The organism is Paenibacillus cymbidii (assembly GCF_004764705.1).
GTDB lineage: Bacteria > Bacillota > Bacilli > Paenibacillales > NBRC-103111 > Paenibacillus_AN > Paenibacillus_AN cymbidii.
On record NZ_SHLX01000028.1, the window covers coordinates 101,853 to 121,843 of the forward strand.

Below are 19,991 nucleotides of genomic sequence, written 5' to 3' on the forward strand. Positions count from 1 at the left end.
TCCCCCCCCCTTTCGATCTCAGCTAGAGGAAAAAGAAAACGCTATAGACATCGCCTGATGGGCGAGTAAAACCATATTCACAACCTTCCTGTCCGGCAAGTGCAAATTGAATTCCGTATGGCGCACGGCAGTCAACTTCGCTTTCCCACCATTCGCCTTCAGGTCCCATGTTATGGACACTTCGGCTCCCGCCCTTGTAGCCAGCGGACCGATACTGCCCCTCTCCCACTGAGCGGGCAAGGCCGGCAAAATATCAATTCGGTTCCGGTTTGAAAACAGCAGCATCTCCTGAACGGCCGCCGTCCATCCCATATTGGCATCGATCTGGAAAGGCGCCCTTTTCATTCTCAAGCCAATCCCCATATCGCGCCAGTCATTATGCACCGTCAACAGATTTTCCATCAGCGTACTCCGCGAAATCAACGACAGGCACTTCCATGCATGCTCTGCATCGCCCACCCTCGCAAGCAGGCTGGCATTCTGGGCCAGGCCCCAACTGGTCTGGTAAGCAAGGCCAAGCGTCATCCTCCGTATGCCACCTATCCGATAGGATTCCAAAATGTCTTCCCCGGCCCTTGCCAGCTCCAGCCCTGGGAATACGGGATATAAATGAGATTGATGACGGTGGATATCCCTATCCGCGAAATCCTCATGGAGCCATTCTCTGGGTGCCCCCGCCTCGTTTCGCTCATATTCCGGCGTTCCTGCCAGAAACGTTTTCCATACGGCTAATTCTTCATCCGCGGCACCTGCCAAACCGCCCAGCTCGATCAGATGCGCAAATACCTCCTTGATAATCGCCACATCCATGGTTGCATTGATGGAGGTCTGGATCATCTCCCCGGCCTCCTCTCCCCCGCGATAAGAGGAACAGTGGTTTTCCGGAGAAATGGAAGGAGCGACAAGCCATTTATCATCCTGCCAGATCAGAAAATCCTCATAAAACGCAGCGGCCTCGCGCAAAAACGGCAAAGCGCGGTTGACGAGAAAGTCATGATCCCTGGTGAATGCCCAGTATTCGTAATAATGCTGAGCGATCCACCCGGCGCCGCCGATCCAGTTGATGATATGCGAGGAGATGCAGTCAATCTTCAGACCGCCGGGCGTGGACACGGCAGGCAGGTAGATACCCCTGCACCCGTACAGCTTGCGCGCATTCTCTCTCATGTCCTCCATATTTCTCTCGTAGTAATCAAAAACCGGAAGCAGCAATTCCGTCATCCTGGCGGGCAGCACCTGCCAATAAATCATTTCCAGGTTGATGTTCGCCATATTAAAAGCCCAGAACGCCCGGTATTCGCCGCTCCATAGCCCGGTCAAATTGCAGGGCAGTCCTCCTGTCGAGGTGCCACATGTGAGAAGATACCTGCCGTAGGCCCACATACGTTCTACCAGCGCATTGGGCAACTCCCCGTCATACGCCGCATCAAGCAGCGTTCGGTTCAACTCTTCCCCGGAGTAGCTGTTATCGTCCAGTTGAAATCGGCATGTGCCGAACAGACGGCTGTGCTCCGGCTGATGCCGTCTCAGAAGCTCGTTATAATCAGCCGGCAACTGTTCCATGTACTCCGTCAGTTCCCGCCACTTGATTCGGCTATCCCCTTCCGTAAACAGCCTGCAAATAATAAGCGTCCTTGCGCCGCGCACTACTCGGGCAACAGCTCCATGCTCGATGCTGTCGATCTCCGCCTTGAAATAGATCCATTCCCCCTCCTTCTGCGTGACTGCGCGCTTGGGCAGCTCTACTCGAGTGGAGTCAACCGTATCTGGGAGATGTACGGTAAGATCAACCTCTACTCCCGCATTCGCCTCTACAACGAGCACATCATCCGCCCTGGACACAAACGCCCTACGGAACACGAGCTCCTTCCCGTCGCAGAAACGGACCGTTGCTTCTGCGCTGTCCATCAGAAGCTCTCTTCTGTATTTGGAGAAGCCTTCGTTCGCAGGCAGCTTGATATGCAGATCCGCGGCAGGGAACGGATATCCCCCGTCGGGCGCATACCCTTGTTTCTTGAGCTCATCCGCGATCAACGGATCGCCTTCTTGCACTCTGCCCTCAAATATTCGTTCGCGCATCTTCGGCAGCACATAGGATACATCCGGCAGCTCCGGCTGCCGGACTTCCCTCCACATGGCCGTATGGGTAAGCATGATTCTTTCGTAAGCGGCCGCCCCGTAAACAAGCCCGCCATGCCATCCGTTCCCGATCGGGGTCCCTTCGCGCCACGTATCGTTCCACCATGCCGCAGGGCGATTCATTACCATCTTGTAGCTCATCGCTGATCCGCCGCTCTTTCGAAATATTGTTTGACCACCTTGGCCGCAAGCTTGGGACGCCTGTACCGGTCTACGATGCCCTTGTTGTTCCTGGAGCACGCCCTGTTGATGGCCCAGCCGTCTTCCTGGCTAATTCGACAGTCGCAATACTGCCAAATGATCACGCCGCTAACATCCGGTTTTCCCATAAAAGTATCCAGTACTGCTCCTATAATATCAGCCTGTTTTTCCTCAGAGCCTTTGGAGAGGCCTTCATCTCTGTAGCCGTATATGCCGTCTCCGCCGAATTCGCTGACTATGAAAGGTTTGTTCGCTCCCCCATGCGCGTTCTTATAATTCACCAGCTTGTGATAATCGTCGATCGGCGGCGTATCCCAATACCAGCCCGGATAAGTGTTGTAGGAAACGATGTCAACCAAGTCGAGGCATAAATCCTTCACCCACTTGTTGGACGCGAAGGTCAACGGCCTGCTTGTATCCATAGCCCGGATTTGCTCGAACTGACGTTTATATATCCGTCTTCCTTCTTCCGTTTCGCTGGCGCATTCATTCAAAATACCCCAGATAACGATGGAAGGGTGGTTATAGTGGGACTGCACCATTTCCCGGTTGCAATCCTCGCATTGCTTCTCGAAGTTCGGATTTTGCATCTTTTTCAGATCGAGACCGCGGGCATGATTTTCTTCCCATACGTAAATGCCCCTCTCGTCGCAGAGATCGAGGAAGCGCTCGTCATTGGGATAATGGCTCGTTCGGACCGTATTGGCGCCCATATGCTGCATAATATCCATATCCTGAACCATTAGTTGAAGCGGAAAGGAGGCTCCGACAGATGGATGATCCTCATGCCGGTTGAATCCTTTCAAAAATATCTCTTTTCCATTGACCAGAATGGTTTCGTTTTGTACCGTTATCGTTCTGAAACCGACTCTATCGATATAATCGTCCAATGGGAAGCGGCTATTCTCGTCAAAAAGCTGAATGTCCAGCAGGTACAGATTCGGTTCGTCCCCGGACCAGGATTTGACTTCAGGGAAAGCAACCGTTTTGGAAAGCTCCGATTGGTGTGTTGCCGAAATCTCACAGGTTCCCATGTCAAATGTTCGATCGCCTATGCGGCCTTGCAGCGCAAGCTTTCTACTTTGTTGTGAAATATTTTCAATAAACACTTTTATGTCGGCGGCCCAGCAATCCTCTTGCCTAAATGGGGTAAACTCTATCCGTTCAATAAAAACGCCGTTTACCTTTTGCATAACGACAGGACGGATCATGCCCCCATAAGTATAATAATCATTGGGGATATGCAAGGCCGAAGCATCCGAGAAGGAATTGTCCACCAATACGGTCAATTCATGCTCTCCCGGCTCCACATCCGCTATCACGGTACTAAATGGGGTGTACGCATTGTAATGATGGGCTATTTTTTGATGATCAAAATAAACGTTAGCGGTATGGCTGACACCTTTAAACTCAAAACGCAATGAAGTTTTTTGCATCAGGGCGATCGTTCTCCTGTACACGCCTTTTCCCCTGTATGTCAGCAGTTCGGGGTGCAGCTCCCAGCAACCCGGGACCGGCATTCGGTACATATAGGATTCAGGACTGATTTCATCGTCCTTTACAGGCGTGAAATCCCAGAGCCCTCCTAATTCCAGTTCTTCTCTCACTTTGTGGGTTTCAAACAATCTTATCATGGGGTCCTCCCTATTCAGTGATGCTCCACAACGAAATCGCGTTCGCCGCTGGAATACGTCATCATCAAATCAGCATCCTCATCGCCGATGTTTAGGGCATGATGAAAAACTCCTGCGGGGATGTGAAGGGTATCACCCTCATTCAGAACGAAGCTGGCATCGCCGACTGAATGCTCCAGCTTCCCCTTCCATACATAGAGAATTTCATCGCAATTCGTATGGCAATGACGTTCGTTACGTCTGCCTGGCTTAAGAATCGTCCTGCCGAGTGTGAGGCTGTTACAGCCGATCAACGCTTTGTCCGCAAACCAAAACAGTGTTCCCCATTCAAATTGCTGAATTCTCGCCTCGCCGGATCTCAACACATTGCTCAACGCGCTCCCCCCCTTCACCGTCCTGCCGTTCAAAATTTAAAATGATTTTGTTGATCTCGTTCGGCTTCGTTTTGGCGAGATGGAACGCCGCGGCGATCTCGTCGAACGGCATCGTTGTCGAAATGAATCGACGGGCCAGCGTTTCGTGCTTATGGAGGAAGTCGATAATAAACGGAAACTGGTTGACGCTGTTACGGCTCCCGAATATTTCAATTTCCTTCCTGGTGTACAAAATTCCGGGCATACTGACATCATCCTTCGTCAGCCCGACAATGACGATTCGCCCTCCGGGGCTGACCATATGGATCGTTTGCTCCATCGTGCGCTTCAAGCCTGCCACCTCGATGACGATATTGGAATATTCGCCGCCGGTCCACTCGCCGATTCGGGCGACAGGATCGCTGTGCATCGGATTGATGATTTCGTCCGCGCCGAACGCTCTGGCCGTTTCCAGCCTTTCCTCCACGACGTCAACCGCGCATACCTGGACTTGGTACAACTGCTTGAGCAGGATCAGGATCGTCAACCCGATCGGGCCGATTCCCAGAATCGTAATCGTATGCCCGTTTTGGATATTCGCCCGGCTGATCGCCTGCGCCCCGATCGTAAAGGGCTCGCACAAGGCGCCGAGCTCGAAATCCATGCCATCCGGTAGCGGATGAACACAGGCTTCCGGCACGACAACATATTCCGCGAATCCGCCTTGACGGCCGAAGGCGCCGATGAACTGCATATCGGGACAGCAGTTGGATTTGCCGGAACGACAGGCAAAACAGCTTCCGCACGGGATGGAAGGCTCAATGGCGACCCTGTCGCCCGGCTTCACCTTCGAGACGGACGATCCGACTTGCTCGACCGAACCTGCCAGCTCATGACCGTATACATTCGGATATAGCGCATAAGGATGCGATCCGTCGTAGAAATGCAAGTCGCTCCCGCAAATTCCCGCAGCCCGCATGGACAATAACACCTCGTTCGAACCTGGCTGCGGGATCGGCATGTCTTGCAGAACGATATCAAACGGTTTGCTCAAAACCGCGGCTTTCATGGCAACGCCTCCTAATAGTGCTCTCGCGCCGCCTTAGTACAAGGCGACGGCCTGATGGGTTTCCATACTTTGATAAGTGGCGAACGTCAGCCGCAACGTACGCAAATTGTCCTCGCCGTCCGTTTGAAAAGGGGCACCCGACTCCAGGCAATCGATAAAGTGCGACTGCAGCCGAAAGTGACTCTCCTCATGGTCGAGCACAGTCCGTTCAGCGACAACCGTCTCCTGTCCGTTATGATCCACAAGGACGATTTTGCCTTGAGTTCCATACATTTTGAGCGTCGCCTTGTCTCCATCAATGATAAAATGCTCAACAAAGTGGGCGTCCACCTCATCCTCGACAATCGGACCTGTCATCTCCCGGCTCGTTACCCAGCATGTATCCATCAGTCCGTAAAAATGTTCGTATCCGAGCGTAACGACGCCGGAATCCTCCCCCTTGACGTTGCGGCTGAACGATCGCGCCTCGGCATACAATCGTAGCGGATCGCCAAATAGAAACCGCCAAGTATCGTACCAGTGGACGCCCATCTCGTAAAACATAAACTTCGGCATATCGACCAAAAAGGGTTGGGGGAGTTTAGCCCCCGGGACCATCCGCTCGGTGAAATAATCCGAGTGAATAAATCGTGCGACCCGAATTTCGCCAAGCACGCCAGATTCAAGCACCCTCTTAATCGTCTGTGCCGGTTGCAGCCAACGCCAGTTCTCCGTCACCATCAAGCGGATGCCGACCTTTTTGGCTATCGCCACAATTTCGGCCGCTTCCTCATACGTTGGGGCGAACGGCTTTTGACACATAACGTGTTTCCCGTAACGGGCTGCGAGTTGAACGAGAGGAAGATGTGTTTCCGGCGGTGTGACGATATCGATGAAATCAATATCCGCCATCTCCAGCATTTCTTCCGCAGACTCATATAATCGGTCATGCGAAACACCGTACTCCTCCGCTTTGCTTGTGAGCTTTTCTCTACTTCGATCGCATAAAGACGCAATTTCGACACTCGGAATGCGGCTCCACGCCTTCATATGTTTTTCTGACCAGAATCCCGTTCCAATCAATCCTACCTTAAACAATGAAACCCCTCCTTTATTTCTGCACATCCTTGATTGAGGCATCGATACACGCGACGGCAAAAGGAAGCAGCTTCAGGATTATTCCGCTCCCCTCCCCCTCCACATGCAAGCTTGCTTCGTTCCGATTGAGAATCCGCACAGCACCCGCCGCATCGATGTTCTCTTCGTTCAGCTCCCACAGTAAATAGGGTTGTGCATTGCCGAGGATTACCCGGATCTCGCGTGTCTCATTCGTTAAATTAGCCGCAAGCACGCGTCTGTTCATTCCGCTGCCCATAGCCAGAAAAGCGGTATGTAGCGGATCCCAACCTGTTACAGATAATATCTCGATGAGGCTTCCGGTTGCGAAAGAAGAAATTTTCTCCAAAATGTGATATAGAGGATACACGTGTCTGCCGTCTTGTTCCATGATGCCGAGCGGTCCGGAAATCTGATAATAGCTGGCGTAATCGGTTTCTGCGGTCGTCAATTGGGTCAAGCTTCCGAGCGTCCAGCCCGCGCCGAAAAGCGAATATTGCCTCGCATCGACTTGGTGGTCCGAGTTCTCCAGGCGCCGTTTGTCCGCTTCGTTCGTCGCGTAGGGATTCAGTCGCTGCTTCCACAGGACCGGTCCGACGCTGAGCGGCTTTCCTGCTGTCAATTGTCTTGCACTTTCCACGGTCGCCCGCTGCGCGGTCAATGTCTCCGTGATGGAAGCCAGGTCAAAGGTGTGCACTTGCGGACTTATCGTATAGGCCGCCACATCCATACAATCCAGCGGGAGCTCCATTCGATTGAACTCGGCAAAATTCACCCTCGTCCCGCCCCCAATCGCGAATCGGAGCTGCGCCGCATCCCTTGCGCGCGCCACCGCCTGCAGCAATTCGCGTGTCGACTCGTAGCTCGTAGCAGGGAATACCAGTACCCGGACGATCGGAATTTCAGCTTTTACGATCTCGTCTACAAATGACCGAATCTCCCATCCGCCCTCATCCGCAAGCAATTCGATTTCCAGCCCCATCCCAAGACGTTTCGCTGCCAGGTTAATTTCCACAAGGACGTCCCGCCAATCCGGACTGGTTAAGGATACGATGGCACGCAAGTAGGAGAGCCGCAGCGCATCCAATCGTCCCCAAACCTGATCCGGAGTTGCCAAGAATCGAAATGGGTGCGGCAGCGTCGTTCCCAATTGAGGCAATCGTCCGCTTTCAAGAGAGCCGACTGTAACAGCCGGTTGGCTGAAGTCAGGCTCCGCAGCCCCCTGCTCGACAGCCTGCGCCTGACTCCGCTGCGTCAATCGCAGCTCTATCGCCTGTTCGACGATCTGGCCTGCGCACATTTCTACAGGGTACGGGATGCGCAGCGGTGTGCAAAAAGTTTTAAAGGAAGCGTCCGTCCAGTTGCGCTGATCCTCCATCTCGAACAGTTCTCCCTCGAACTTGATCTCGGTCTGCGAGCCATTAGGCAGCGTAAGGCGCATCGCCTTCATATCGGAAAAAGGATTGTTTGGGGAAATGAAGCAAGGAAATTTGCCTTCGATGATCCCCGACTCCGTCTCGACTTCCAACGGAAGCCCGGCTTGACCTGCCGGATGAAGAACGCAGAAACCGATGCGATTGTACCAAAACGAATGTTCTGCCCTGCCGTTCATCCCAAATCGGATGGAGCTGTCCGGATTGCCAACGATGCCGCCTTTCCAGACGAATTCGATTTCGTCCATCCGGTGTTCGGCTGTAAAGTTGATCTCGAACCCGTCCCCCTTGTCCTCGATATGAATGTCTGACAGCTTAGGGACGATCGTCGACCAATTGCGATCGCGCACGGCAACGTAAATGCTACGGATCAGCTCATACTCACCTGCTTGGATATACCGCAAGGCACCGTTCTCGAGACACAAGGTTAACCGTCCGGCGCGAAGCGTGACCCGTTCGGGCAATGGCTCATCGTAACCGTAACGAATCCGGCTCACGCTCGTATCCGACATGTTCACAGCTCCTTTCGATATCCGCCGCCTTCGAGGATTAGCGTCTCGCCAACCTCCAGATACAGTGCTTCCCGCTGGCCGGTTGTATCAAGCTCTCGTACACAGGATACAAAATCTTCTACTTCCTGTTTCTCGATGTCATTCATCAGATCCAGATAATGCGATGCTACGGCCCACTTCAACCGAAGAAACTCGGAAGCTAGCGCCGCCTCTCGAGGCGACATTTCCCCGGTCAAGAGCCGGCCTGCGAAGTTCGCCTTGGCGAGCAGCGCTTGCGAATTGGAGCAGCCCATCAATCCGACTGTCGGACCATACAACTCGCCGATCAGCTTCATATCGCCGAATATTGCGGTGTCCCCGACATGATAAATGCGTATGCCAGGTTCGGTCTCCAAGATGAATCCCATCGGAACACCCGATATGTACCGCCCGTCTTTCAACTGCGTATGGGACCAATGATGACTCTCGACCGGCCGTACAACAACACCGCCGACTTCCACCACAATTCCCCATACGGTCGGGTGAATTTGCTCGGGCGGAATGCCATATTCCAGCAGCATCGCACGAACATCATTGCCGCATACGATTGGTGCGCCTGTGCGTCTGGCTATCGCAGGAGCGTCGCCGAGATGATCATACGCTGCGTGAGTGACGAGGATAACGTCGGGCTTCTCCAGTTCCTCATGATGTATTGGCGCGTTTGGGCTGCCTGTCAGGAAAGGATCGATCACAATGCGCCTGTCTGGCCCGATAATTTCATAACCAGCCATTCCGAGAAAACGGATTCGCGTTGTCATTGATGCCAACTCCTCTCCAACCCTGCGATTAAGGCAATCATCGCCTTGTTCAGAGGTACCGGTACGCCCAACTTTTCCGCGGCGCGGACGACAGCCCCATTGACTACCTCGATTTCGGTTTTCCTCTTCGCTTCGGCGTCCTGGAGCATTGATGCCCTTCCTTTGCCCGCATTTCGCAAGATCGTGTGAATTTGCAGGATACGGTCCTCCAACTCGATCTCATAACCGAGCAACCTGGCTACTGAAACAGCCTCCTTGGCAAGCTCATCGACCAAGTCGAGTGTCGGACCAGACTCGCCAAGTGCGCCGGCGCATAATCCAGTCAGCGCGGAAGTCGGCAGAGCAGCTGAATTCAGAATCAGCTTCTTCCATATCTCGGTTTTGACAAGCGGAGTCACGGTCGTTTCTAGCCCGCATTCGTTCAGTACTTGTCCCATTCGCTCCGCCGGCACGATAGCGGTTCCATCCACATAAGGACCGATAAAAGTCGCTCCCATCCCGGTATGCGCCACTTTGCCCAACGCCAGCACAGTTGCGCTGTGATAAGTCACGCCGACGACGATCTGCTCCGCCGAATACGTCTCCGCGAGCACGTCCGCGTTGCCCCAGCCATTCTGCAGGCTGACGATCGTTGTGTTGGGACCGACCAGCGGTATCGCTGAAGTGGCGGCCGCCGCGGTATGCTGAGCTTTCACGAAGAAAATAACGGCATCTTGAACCTCGCAGGAACCTGGTTCAGCCGTTGCCACAATTCTAGATGTTTTGATACCGACATTTTTGGTATCAACAACAAGCCCGTGTTCGTTAATATGCTCGACCAGTATCGACGAAACATCGACCAGGATGACGTTGTTCCCGCTCTGCGCCAATTTGGCCGCAAGCATGCCTCCCATCGCACCTGCTCCTACAATGGCTATCTTCATCTCAACCACCTCCGGTAAGTTTGCGATCAAATTTGGAAACGATTCGGAGGAGTGCCGCATCGTCTCCGATATTGCCGGGTACGACACCGTATGGGATGCTCCTTCCGTCCCTTGTACGAATGTCCCATAACGATATGCCCGATTCGAGCTGACCACGAACATAAGCCGTATCTGCTCCGAGTCCTTCCGATGCGACTTCCGCCGAAGTAATGCCTCCTTTCGATATGACACCATCGCATTCCGGAGCTACAAGCGCGACAATGGAAGCAATCGCCTGCATCACCCTGCTGCCGATTGCCAAATCGCTATGTTCTTGCAGCCGAACCCGTTCTGAAGCGATAATAGAAAACCGATCGAAGCGAAGCTTATCGGCAACCCGTTCAGCCGTTTCCCGAACGACAGCATCTCCTTCCTCTTGTAGCAAACGATGGGTCGGCACAAGAATCGGTGTTGCGCCTGTTCGTTGCGCCAACAACTCGAGTTGACGGGTGGATGCGGACGTATGCGATCCGCAAACGACGAGCAAACGCCCTGCTCCGCTCATCTCCGCCCGCTCGAGCGAGAGCGGCTGCAAGCCGCTGCGCACGGCCGCAAAGCTCGCCGCCGAGCGGATAACCAGCTGTTTGCCTGCGGCTTCCGCCAAGCGCAGCCCTTCGGCAATGCGTTTCAGATCGGCATACGTCTCTGCATCCGGAATCACCACCGTGCCGCTCTTCGCATCAAGGAGTGCTTGGCATACCGCACCCGGACCATCAGCACTGCGGATTTGTTCAAGCGGAACAAGCGAAGCGCTCCAGCCTCCTCCGCTAACTTCCGCGACCCAATCAGTCAGTCCTTCAGAGCCGTATCCAAAAACGGGATCCTGCGCGAATTCCGTCTTCACGACAGGCGTCAGTGTGATGCCAGACAGCAGATAATGCACACCTGCCCGGGTAATTCTGCCGCATTCCGGAAAAGCAGGAACGAATAATGCTGCCGTCTCCTCCCCTCCCAACGCTTCCATCTCGGCAAAAATATGACCGCGGAGGGTCGAATCGCCGCGCAGCAGGAACCGTATACGTGCTCCCGTTTCACGGGCCGCTTGTTCGGCGTCCGTCTTGATCCGTTGCACAAGCTGAACGGCGGCATCACGCGGCATGGACCTTGAATTCGTCAAGATATAGACAGCTTGCCAATCCGGCGTAGAGAATTGATGACGAATCGCGACAGCGGTCGGCTTCAAGATAACCGAAACACCGGAAACCGTCTGTGTTCCGGTAGGATCGTCATCCAGTATGATTGTCTTTATCGGATATTCGTCGATTGGTTGGGCAATTGTCATATGGAACTCCCTCCGACTCCGATGATTGTCAACTCGAAGATTCCTGAGCATCGGGTACGGGCTCGAATTCAGTCAATTCCACTACGTATCCATTCGGCTTCCCCTTAAGAAAGCAAGCTCTGCGGCTGCGTCCTCCAAGGACGACTTTGGTCTGCTGTTCACCATCCAATCGTTCCAGTACGCTCGGAATATGGTTGACGCCGAAGCACAAGTGATGCAGGCCCTCTCCTTTCTCTTCAAGATACTGGCGAATCGGAGTCTCGCCGATTGGCTGAACAAGCTGGATCATCGTATTTCCCGCATCGAGATAAGCGAGCCTGACACCCGCAGACGGTAACAACTCATCGTGAATTAACGTCAGGTTAAGTTGCTCCGTGTAGTAGCGCAACGATTCCTCGATGCTCCACACGGCAATGGCAATATGGTCCAACTGTTTCATCCGTCGGGCTCCTTATGATCTCCAACCCGCGACAACGGGGTTGGCAAGCTGTCCGATTTTATCTACTTCCACAATGACTTGATCTCCCGGTTTCAAATATTGCGGAGGGTTCAGGAATGCACCGCAGCCAGCCGGTGTTCCGGTAGACACGATATCCCCGGGGAGCAGCGTAATAAACCGGGTGAGCGACTCAATAATGGCAGGCACACTGAAGATAAGGTCCGCTGTCAAGCTGTCCTGGCGAAGCTCCCCGTTCACATAGCAGCGGACCCTCAATTGCGACGGATCCGGAATTTCATCCTTAAGCACGATCTCCGGCCCAATCGGACAAAACGTATCAAAACCTTTGCCGATAATCTCATGTTGCAATCGGAATTGACGGGCTCTTTCACTTACATCGTTCATCACCGTATACCCGAATACGTAGTCAAGAGCCTGCCCCCTGGTTACCTGTTTTGCGGTTTTGCCGATAATAAAAGCCAGTTCGACTTCATAGTCCGTCTCGCAATCTTGGGTCGGAATAACAATCGGTTCTTCCGGACCGATGATGGCCGAAGGCAATTTGGCAAATACGGAATGCTCCTGCGGCAGCTTGGCATCCGGATCCTCATACGAATGGGCGGCGTAATTAATACCCGAGCAGAGCACTTTACTTGGAGTGCCGATCGGAGCGAGCAGCCTGAATGACCCGACCGGCATGCCGTTTGCTGCAGCTTCCCGGGCTTTTGCGATACCTGATTCCCCTTCCTCAATCAACTGTTTCATATCTACATAATCGGTCAATACGATGCCTCTATCCGTCTTCACGCCAACTCGAATGGAACCGCTGGATTCTACTGTTACTAAACGCATGCGATGAAATCCTCCCCATACCGATAATTGTAAACATAAAGGGAAGGATTGGCGTAGTGCCGCGAGGCAGCCAACCCCTCCCCTAAAAAACGTCTAGCTAGAAATCAAATTTCGCCTTGTAAGACTTGCCTTCAGAATCCTGCACATTTACTGTGAATTTGATTGTAGGAGACAACTGAGTAACCGTAATCTCAGGATCCTTCGAAATAACACCCGTTGACGCTTTGTTGATTTCAATTTGGATGGTACCCGTGTTTACCTGTGTGGGGTCTGACACGGATACATCGAGATCGCTTGCATTCTCTCTGACCATGACGGAAGACTTTTTGTTGGAAGTGATGATATCTACCGTTTTACTGGAATCGTTCCAGAAATTCACTCCCATCACCTTCAGCCCGTTTTCCTTTACCCCCTGAGCATCCACTGAATTTTCCAGTACGGTAAACTCAGGACTTGAGGCGTACGTGGTTGTCTGAGCGCTCGTGTAATTAGGCAGAATGGCATACTGGTACGTTGCATTGCTCGGATTGGATCCGTGATCAAGCCACAGTGTCAGGAAGTTAAAGGTTTGCGTGCCTGTACTGTTTCCAATATCACTCCAATCTCCGGTCCTTTGCTCCCTCAATCCCTTCACGGTCACCGCATTTGTGAAGTAATAGCCTCCTGTCCCATCAATGTGCAATCTGTTGACACTGCTCATGGTTTCGCTCCAGCCAAGAGAGGTGGACTTGGCACTCCCATTCACCGTAAGGGCATTGTTGCCGGTGGAGTTCAGTTTTCTGTTCTCGACAATGGTCTCGATGGTCCTGTTGTCCGTACTGTTGATTCCTGCACCAAGGGCAACTATTTCATCATCGAACATGAACCAGGATTTTTTGGCAGTCAGGGTTACGCCATAAGATTTTAACTGCATACCTGCTGTTGCATATAAATCTGCCAAATCCGTGCCGCCGGTCCATGTGTTGGGACTGAGATATTCCACGCCTTCCAGGTCGGCCCTTGCTTTCGTATCTACTGTAGTTCCAGGCATTCTGTACGGATCAATGACCGGCCAAATATTGTCATACTGTGTCAAATCGCTGCTGTTATACAGATAGGTCATGCCTTCACCGTAGTACCAACCTCTCAGATTTTCACCACCGGATGTTTCGTAATTATAAATTCTCGAGGAGGAGAGACCTAATCCGAAAGCATACGTGGGGCGTATATGGGACACTCTGTCCATACCCGCGTAGAACTTCGTTTTAGTCAAATCTCCCCTGGCCGTAATGCCTGAGTCATTATAGATCTGTTTTCCAAGGATAATATCCGGAATGTCTATTGCACCGGTATAGCTGCTGAGGCCAACCTCGGTTATCCATTGTTTGGCCATGCTCTTGAACGCCGCGGCATCGGCAGGCGGGGCGGTTTGTGCCAGCTGTATCACACTTTTGATGATCGCAATCGTAGCCCCACGCCCTGTGTTGTTCTTGCGAGACACGTTCCTTCCAAGCGTGCTGTCCTGTATCGTAGCCTTAAATATCAACGGCTCATAAGCTGAATAGACCCAATTATACATATTATTTACATCCGGATCCGTCAGAGCCCATGGCGTCCCCGAGACAATTCTGTTAATGGCTATTGTGTCAACCAACAGGTTCGTACTATATCCACCGGTATATGGAACTCCCTCATGGAAGACGAACGAACCGTCTGCATAAAACCCGCTTCCGTTAGTAACATTGTCAAAAATCGTATTTAACCCGTTTACGGCCTCTTCAATAAGCGCACTATCCTTTGACAGCATCCCGCGTAATAGAACTACATACCCGCGCCAGCTTCTATTGGCCCCTACACTATCCGGCCAACCCGGATTAAAATGGTTGATATTCGGACAATGATAGGCGAGCGCACTGAGGTAATTAGTCCTCTGCGTGGTTGTAAGCCCGGAATTTATCAGAACCATGATTTTTCCTAAGGGCAACGCGGCTCCTATCTCCCAATCCCACCAGTTGCCATAGTGGCTCGTTCCCGGGGCATATCTATTTGTATACATCCAGTCCAAGCCGATTATGATGTCACTTCGAAGGGATGTATTTTGATAAAGACTTGAACCGTAAGTTGAATAGGCGAGCGCCATCGAATACAGACGGTTATATGCGCTGGTGATTTCGCTCGATTGGGTGTTGCTGGTCAAATCGCTCCACAAGTATGTGGTAGGGGTATTATCCATACTGCTCCAACGTGAGTTGGCTGTACTGGTAATGCTGCTTATTTTTGCCGCGATCTGAGTATCTGAAGTGTTGTAGGAGGTCCCTCCCGTTATTACATTGAAGAAATTTTCCACTAGATCATCATAGTCGGCGGGTGCCGGAGTCGGTGTTGGCGTAGGTGCGCCAACAGCCAGCGCAGCGATATCGGTTGCAGTAAGCGCACTATTGTATATACGTACTTCGTCAATCCCTCCTTCGAAATTGGAGGTTTGATCAGGTCGCCGGCCTATGTTCACATTGAGACTGCTGTTATATTGTGTTGACGAGATGGATGTTGTATTGGTATTGCTAAGGACGCCGTTTACATAAATTTTTAATGACGTCCCCGGCTGATAAACGCCAGCCAGGTGCACCCATTTTCCGATCGGAAGAATAGAGGCTGTTTCAACGGATAGCACGGAAGTTGAACTTGAAGCGATCTGAAAGGCTCCCTTCCCTGTTGTCTCCACATTCAAGCCCCAGCCTCTGTTTCCTGATGCCCCCATCTTGGAAATAATTCTGCCGCTATTCGCGAATGAATCTATACTCACCCATGCTGATAATGTCATCGCACCGGTTAATCTCAGATCAGCTGGGTTACCAATATCTACATAATCGTTACTGCCATCAAGAGACAATGCTCCACCTACAACGCCGCTCCTCCACGTAGGACCGTTATGCAGAGTACCGTTATTGGCACTTGCTGTAGAATCAACTGCCGTAACACCGCTACCATCATTCATGCTCCAGTATCCCAAACCAGGCGCCGGGGTTGGGGTCGGAGTTGGGGTCGGGGTCGGAGTCGGGGTTGACGAACCCGTAGTGGCCAACGCAGCAATATCACTCGCAGAAAGAGCACTGTCGTATATACGAACTTCGTCGATACCACCATCAAAATAGCAAGTTGCATCAGGGCGGCGTCCGATATTTACATTGAGACTACTGTTGTATTGAGTAGATGAGATTGATGATGTGTTGGTATTATTCAGAACTCCGTTTACATAGATTTTCATTGACGTCCCCGGCTCAAATACACCTGCCAAGTGTATCCATTCTCCTGTTGGAAGAGCAGAGGTTGTACTGACTATTTGGACCTGCGTTGAACTAGAAGCAATCTGAAATGCTCCTACCCCCGTTGATTCCACATTAAGACCCCAGCCTCTGTTTCCAGAAGCCCCCATCTTAGAAATAATCCTGCCGCTATTGGTGAATGAATCGATATAAACCCAAGCGGATAGGGTCATTGCACCAGTCACCCTCAGTTCCGAGGGGTCTCCAATATCGACATAGTCATTGCTTCCGTCAAAAGACAATGCCCCGCCAACATAGCCACTCCCCCATACAGGCCCATTAGTCAGCGTTCCGTCATTGGCATTCGCTGAAGAATCCACTGCCGTAGGACCGCTGCCATCATCCATGCTCCAATATCCCAGAGGCGTCGGTGTTGGCGAAGGGGTTGGAGTCGGCGTAGGCGAAGGGGTACCTCCTGAAGCTGAGAACGCCATATTACTGACGGTATGTGATCCTGTGCCGGCATACAACGCCCATCCGTTCAGTTGAGTTACGCTGGCTTGCTCCGTACGGAAAGCAAAGTTGGAAGCGAGAAGCGTTTCCGAACCGCCTTGAGGAGTTACATAGACACTGTAAGTATGGGCGGAGACATTAATTTCAAGCCGAAAATGATAGCTGGTCCCTGAGGTGTAATTCACGATATTCGTACTTGAATAGGAACCTCCATTTATCGCATCAATTTGCCCGTTTGTATAGAAGCGGACAATGCTCGCCAAACTGCTGTACGCTGAAGCGGTGCCGTTAAGTATGCCAGTCACCGCATTTATTGCCGAGCCGTTAGGTACAGCATCAAATGTTGCCGTAAAGGAAGCGGCTTGGGTGGGCATGTTATACGTTTGCCATGTCGTGCCGCTGGTTACTGGAGGAGTTGTGAATGCCATATTGCTTACGGTATGCGTTCCTGTGGCGGCATACAAAGCCCATCCGGTAAGTTGGGTTACACTGGCTTGCTCCGTGCGAAAAGCAAAATTGGAAGCAAGGAGCGTCTCCGAACCTCCCTGAGGCGTTACATAAACACTGTAATTATGGGAGGAGATATCGATTTCAACCCGAAAATGATAGCTGGTCCCCGAGCTGTAATTCACCGTATTGGTGCTTGAATAAGCACTTCCATTCATTACATCGATTTGTCCGGAGGTGTTGAAGCGGACAATACACGCCATACTGCTGTACGCAGTTGCCGTGCCGTCTAATATTCCCGTAACTGCATTAAGGGTCGAACCGTTTGGAACAACATCAAATGCAGCCGTAAAGGTTCCCGTCTGGGGCGACATATTAAACGTTTGCCATGTGGTCCCACTAGTATCCGAAGCGAATGCTGGCATTGCCGGAACTAATAGAGACAAAATGATCAGTAATAATCCGAGTTTTTTAATCATCCTATAGCCTCCCTAAAAGAATGAATTGCCTCCCGGCGCTTGCCGAGGCAGAAGGAGTAAGGCTATCTCACTCCCGCAATCGAGTCCCCCCATTCCCGTGCCCATGGTATAGCCAACGGGATCATTCACCTTGGGCACGGTCGGTAATTTCCTTTTTATTTGCCCATCAGTTTCGCATAGGCTTTCATGTACTCGGTCTCTGCCCATTTATTGACCGTTTGAGCGCCTGCCGCATTCAAATCATTTCTCAATTTATCGAATGCTTTTACCCATTCTTCATCTGTTTTTGGCTCAATAATCGTCTTTGGAAGGCCCTTTACAAGAATATCTTGCAGCTTAACATCGATACGTTTTATATCATCCGGCATTGCAGGCAAGGAAACCACTTTGTAATCCGCATTAAATTTCATCTTCTTTTCATCTACCTTTTTGGTAAACGCAAGGGATGGGTAATCGACTCCATAATATTTGGCATAGTCCTTCTGTACAGTGTTCATCATTTGAATATACGTTGATTTATCGCTCTGAAGGTTAGCATAGCCACCGTCTGAAGCTTTCACCGTATTGGAAACACCTCTTAGATGGCTGAGTGCCGCGATGGATCCGAAGATGCCGGTTTTGTTCAGATCTTCTCCGCCTTTGATAATCGTGTCTACGGTTTCTTTTTTCATGACAGGCTTTTTATTGGCATCGTATTCCCAGTTAACACCTTCAACGCCGCTGTAAATAATTCTACTGCCTTCAGGGGAGAACACGAAGTTCAGGAACTCTACCACTCTATCAGGGATTTTACTCTTGGTGGAAATAGTCCAGTTCTTGCCGTCCAATCCACGTCCACCTTGGTATCCAGGGATCTGGTTATACGGTTTGGGAGGCGAGTAAGAATATCCGAAATCGAATGGAATCATCATAAATGAAGTGGGGTTGGCTGCTTTTAATAACTCTTGGTTCGCTTTTTCAAAGCCGTATACGGCTGGGTTTGAAATAATTTCGCCCTTTACCGCAGCAGCTTCAAAATCCGCATATTTCATCGTAAAGGCATCCGGGTGCATCAGGCCTTTTCGATAGGCTTTGTTATAAAACTGCGAAGCCTGGTAATAGGGATTTTGTGGGCCATAGAAATCAGAAATGATTTTCGATTGATCGTCTTTACTGACATCAATTGTTTCAGCATAGTTATTAACCCCCGAAGATACACTTGTCAACAAGCCATAACTCCAGAGACCTCCCGACCAGTCATTAAACAAACCGAATCCGTATACTTTCTTTCCATCGGGAGTTGTCGGATGTTTTTGTACCATCTGTTCCACCATGGCGAGGTAATCATCGAAGCTTTTGATGGACGGATACCCTAATTCCTTGTAATAATCCCATCTAACAGAAGGCCCTACATCCATCTTCATGGGAAGTATCGTATCCACATCGGCTTCAAAAGCTGCAGGCGTTAAATAATAGATTCCTTCCGTACCTAAAAAGTCCTTAGCGTATTTAATTCTATTGGGAGCATACAGCAAACTTTTGCTCCCTGTTTTCTCAATCAAGGGAGCCATGTCAACGATCATCTTTGCGTCGTACAGCTTCTTAATATTCGCATCATTTGTGCAAATCAGATCAGGCAGATCCCCGCCGGCAATGGACATACTGAGTTTTTCTGCGTTCCATCCCAATATTTCTAGCGTTGTATTAGTCCGTTTCTCAATTTCCTTCAGTACCGGGTTGTCCTTATAGGTATTGATATTGGTCGCGCCGCCTTCTTCGCACCACAGCACAGAAATTTTTACATTCTCTTTCGGTTTAGCCGTTGTGCTCGGAGCACTTGCGGTACTTGTAGGCTCGCCATCGTCACTACTCTTTGTGCATCCTGTCATCACCAACAAGGATGCGCAAATAGTTAGAACGAGAGCCTTAGATAAACCTTTTACCTTTCTCATTCATAATCCTCCCTTTTCATTTTTATATAGTAAATAGTTTGAACTATTACTACAAAAACCAATTGTAAGCGCTTCCTCTTTCTGTGAAAGGAGCTTTCACGAAAGTTACATTCATTTACAAATTGCTGAACGGTCGCATTATAACCCGTCAGCATCTTACCGTGCTTTTATCTTGATAATAGGAAAAATTGTAGATTAACATCATTTAGCAGCGTTAATCCTATTATATTCAATGCAAATTTTGATTCATATGAAGTATCTTACTGTTTTATTGGAGAAAGTTAATTGGATTCGTTGTATATGATTGCACTTAGCCTTCCTTGTATTTTTCAACTTTATTGTTGTACTATTTTACTCGTCGCGCTACGATGCCTCGCAAACCGATTACGCACCAATCGAATATCTGCCATAGTAAGCAATCCGCCAAGGCTAGCACTTTGCGCATACAACGTTTTCGCCACATTGACCACTACATTCGCTGTTGCTGCGTATTCCGGTAATGTTTGGACACTCATTCCGAAAAGATTTGGACACCTATTCCGGTAATATGTAGACAGTCATTCCGAAAAGTATTGGACACTCATTCCGGAAATGGTTGGACAGTTTCTCTT

At 50.8% G+C, this 19,991-nt stretch carries 13 protein-coding genes; all 13 read right to left on the minus strand.

What is annotated here, in order from left to right; translation table 11 throughout:
• Positions 1-18: 18 nt before the first annotated feature.
• A complete protein-coding gene (locus tag EXY20_RS29530; protein WP_135555958.1) occupies positions 19-2,280 on the minus strand; it encodes a glycosyl hydrolase family 95 catalytic domain-containing protein in 2,262 nt (753 codons plus the stop codon).
• Positions 2,277-3,974 carry a glycoside hydrolase family 2 protein gene (locus tag EXY20_RS29535; protein ID WP_135555960.1) on the minus strand — a complete coding sequence of 566 codons (1,698 nt, stop codon included), beginning with the start codon at positions 3,972-3,974 and terminating at the stop codon, positions 2,277-2,279. The genes EXY20_RS29530 and EXY20_RS29535 overlap by 4 nt, the downstream gene beginning before the upstream one ends.
• Positions 3,975-3,988: 14 nt before the next feature.
• The gene (locus EXY20_RS29540; RefSeq protein WP_235886257.1) at positions 3,989-4,339 is read right to left on the minus strand and encodes a cupin domain-containing protein; all 351 of its coding nucleotides are present in this window, start codon (positions 4,337-4,339) and stop codon (positions 3,989-3,991) included.
• On the minus strand, positions 4,302-5,396 hold the full coding sequence (locus tag EXY20_RS29545; RefSeq protein WP_135555963.1) for a zinc-binding alcohol dehydrogenase family protein: 1,095 nt from the start codon (positions 5,394-5,396) through the stop codon (positions 4,302-4,304). Before EXY20_RS29545 ends, EXY20_RS29540 begins: the two co-directional genes overlap by 38 nt.
• 33 nt (positions 5,397-5,429) lie before the next feature.
• Positions 5,430-6,473: a Gfo/Idh/MocA family protein gene (locus EXY20_RS29550; RefSeq protein WP_235886253.1), complete on the minus strand. Its 1,044-nt coding sequence runs from the start codon at positions 6,471-6,473 to the stop codon at positions 5,430-5,432.
• A gap of 13 nt (positions 6,474-6,486) precedes the next feature.
• Positions 6,487-8,436: a hypothetical protein gene (locus tag EXY20_RS39260; protein WP_167859617.1), complete on the minus strand. Its 1,950-nt coding sequence runs from the start codon at positions 8,434-8,436 to the stop codon at positions 6,487-6,489.
• A gap of 2 nt (positions 8,437-8,438) precedes the next feature.
• A complete protein-coding gene (locus tag EXY20_RS29560) occupies positions 8,439-9,233 on the minus strand; it encodes an MBL fold metallo-hydrolase (RefSeq protein WP_135555967.1) in 795 nt (264 codons plus the stop codon).
• Positions 9,230-10,156: a ketopantoate reductase family protein gene (locus tag EXY20_RS29565; RefSeq protein WP_167859618.1), complete on the minus strand. Its 927-nt coding sequence runs from the start codon at positions 10,154-10,156 to the stop codon at positions 9,230-9,232. The genes EXY20_RS29560 and EXY20_RS29565 overlap by 4 nt, the downstream gene beginning before the upstream one ends.
• A 1-nt stretch (position 10,157) precedes the next feature.
• Positions 10,158-11,477, minus strand: coding sequence for a four-carbon acid sugar kinase family protein (locus EXY20_RS29570; protein ID WP_167859619.1), 1,320 nt, complete (start codon positions 11,475-11,477; stop codon positions 10,158-10,160).
• A gap of 28 nt (positions 11,478-11,505) precedes the next feature.
• Positions 11,506-11,916 (minus strand): VOC family protein, encoded by a 411-nt coding sequence (locus EXY20_RS29575; RefSeq protein ID WP_135555972.1) that lies wholly within the window; start codon positions 11,914-11,916, stop codon positions 11,506-11,508.
• Positions 11,917-11,928: 12 nt separating this feature from the next.
• A complete protein-coding gene (locus EXY20_RS29580) occupies positions 11,929-12,768 on the minus strand; it encodes a fumarylacetoacetate hydrolase family protein (protein ID WP_135555974.1) in 840 nt (279 codons plus the stop codon).
• Positions 12,769-12,865: 97 nt separating this feature from the next.
• Positions 12,866-17,449 (minus strand): polysaccharide lyase family 8 super-sandwich domain-containing protein, encoded by a 4,584-nt coding sequence (locus EXY20_RS29585; protein WP_135555975.1) that lies wholly within the window; start codon positions 17,447-17,449, stop codon positions 12,866-12,868.
• A 155-nt stretch (positions 17,450-17,604) separates the two neighbouring features.
• The gene (locus tag EXY20_RS29590; protein ID WP_135555977.1) at positions 17,605-19,380 is read right to left on the minus strand and encodes a type 2 periplasmic-binding domain-containing protein; all 1,776 of its coding nucleotides are present in this window, start codon (positions 19,378-19,380) and stop codon (positions 17,605-17,607) included.
• Positions 19,381-19,991 lie beyond the last annotated feature (611 nt).

Excerpts from the sequence above, each read along its gene's own strand:
- EXY20_RS29565 (WP_167859618.1), bottom strand. The coding sequence starts at position 10,156 with ATGAAGATAGCCATTGTAGGAGCAGGTGCGATGGGAGGCATGCTTGCG.
- EXY20_RS39260 (WP_167859617.1), bottom strand. The coding sequence starts at position 8,436 with ATGTCGGATACGAGCGTGAGCCGGATTCGTTACGGTTACGATGAGCCA.
- EXY20_RS29570 (WP_167859619.1), bottom strand. The coding sequence starts at position 11,477 with ATGACAATTGCCCAACCAATCGACGAATATCCGATAAAGACAATCATA.
- EXY20_RS29560 (WP_135555967.1), bottom strand. The coding sequence starts at position 9,233 with ATGACAACGCGAATCCGTTTTCTCGGAATGGCTGGTTATGAAATTATC.
- EXY20_RS29585 (WP_135555975.1), bottom strand. The coding sequence starts at position 17,449 with ATGATTAAAAAACTCGGATTATTACTGATCATTTTGTCTCTATTAGTT.
- EXY20_RS29545 (WP_135555963.1), bottom strand. The coding sequence starts at position 5,396 with ATGAAAGCCGCGGTTTTGAGCAAACCGTTTGATATCGTTCTGCAAGAC.
- EXY20_RS29530 (WP_135555958.1), bottom strand. The coding sequence starts at position 2,280 with ATGAGCTACAAGATGGTAATGAATCGCCCTGCGGCATGGTGGAACGAT.
- EXY20_RS29590 (WP_135555977.1), bottom strand. The coding sequence starts at position 19,380 with ATGAGAAAGGTAAAAGGTTTATCTAAGGCTCTCGTTCTAACTATTTGC.
- EXY20_RS29535 (WP_135555960.1), bottom strand. The coding sequence starts at position 3,974 with ATGATAAGATTGTTTGAAACCCACAAAGTGAGAGAAGAACTGGAATTA.
- EXY20_RS29580 (WP_135555974.1), bottom strand. The coding sequence starts at position 12,768 with ATGCGTTTAGTAACAGTAGAATCCAGCGGTTCCATTCGAGTTGGCGTG.
- EXY20_RS29575 (WP_135555972.1), bottom strand. The coding sequence starts at position 11,916 with ATGAAACAGTTGGACCATATTGCCATTGCCGTGTGGAGCATCGAGGAA.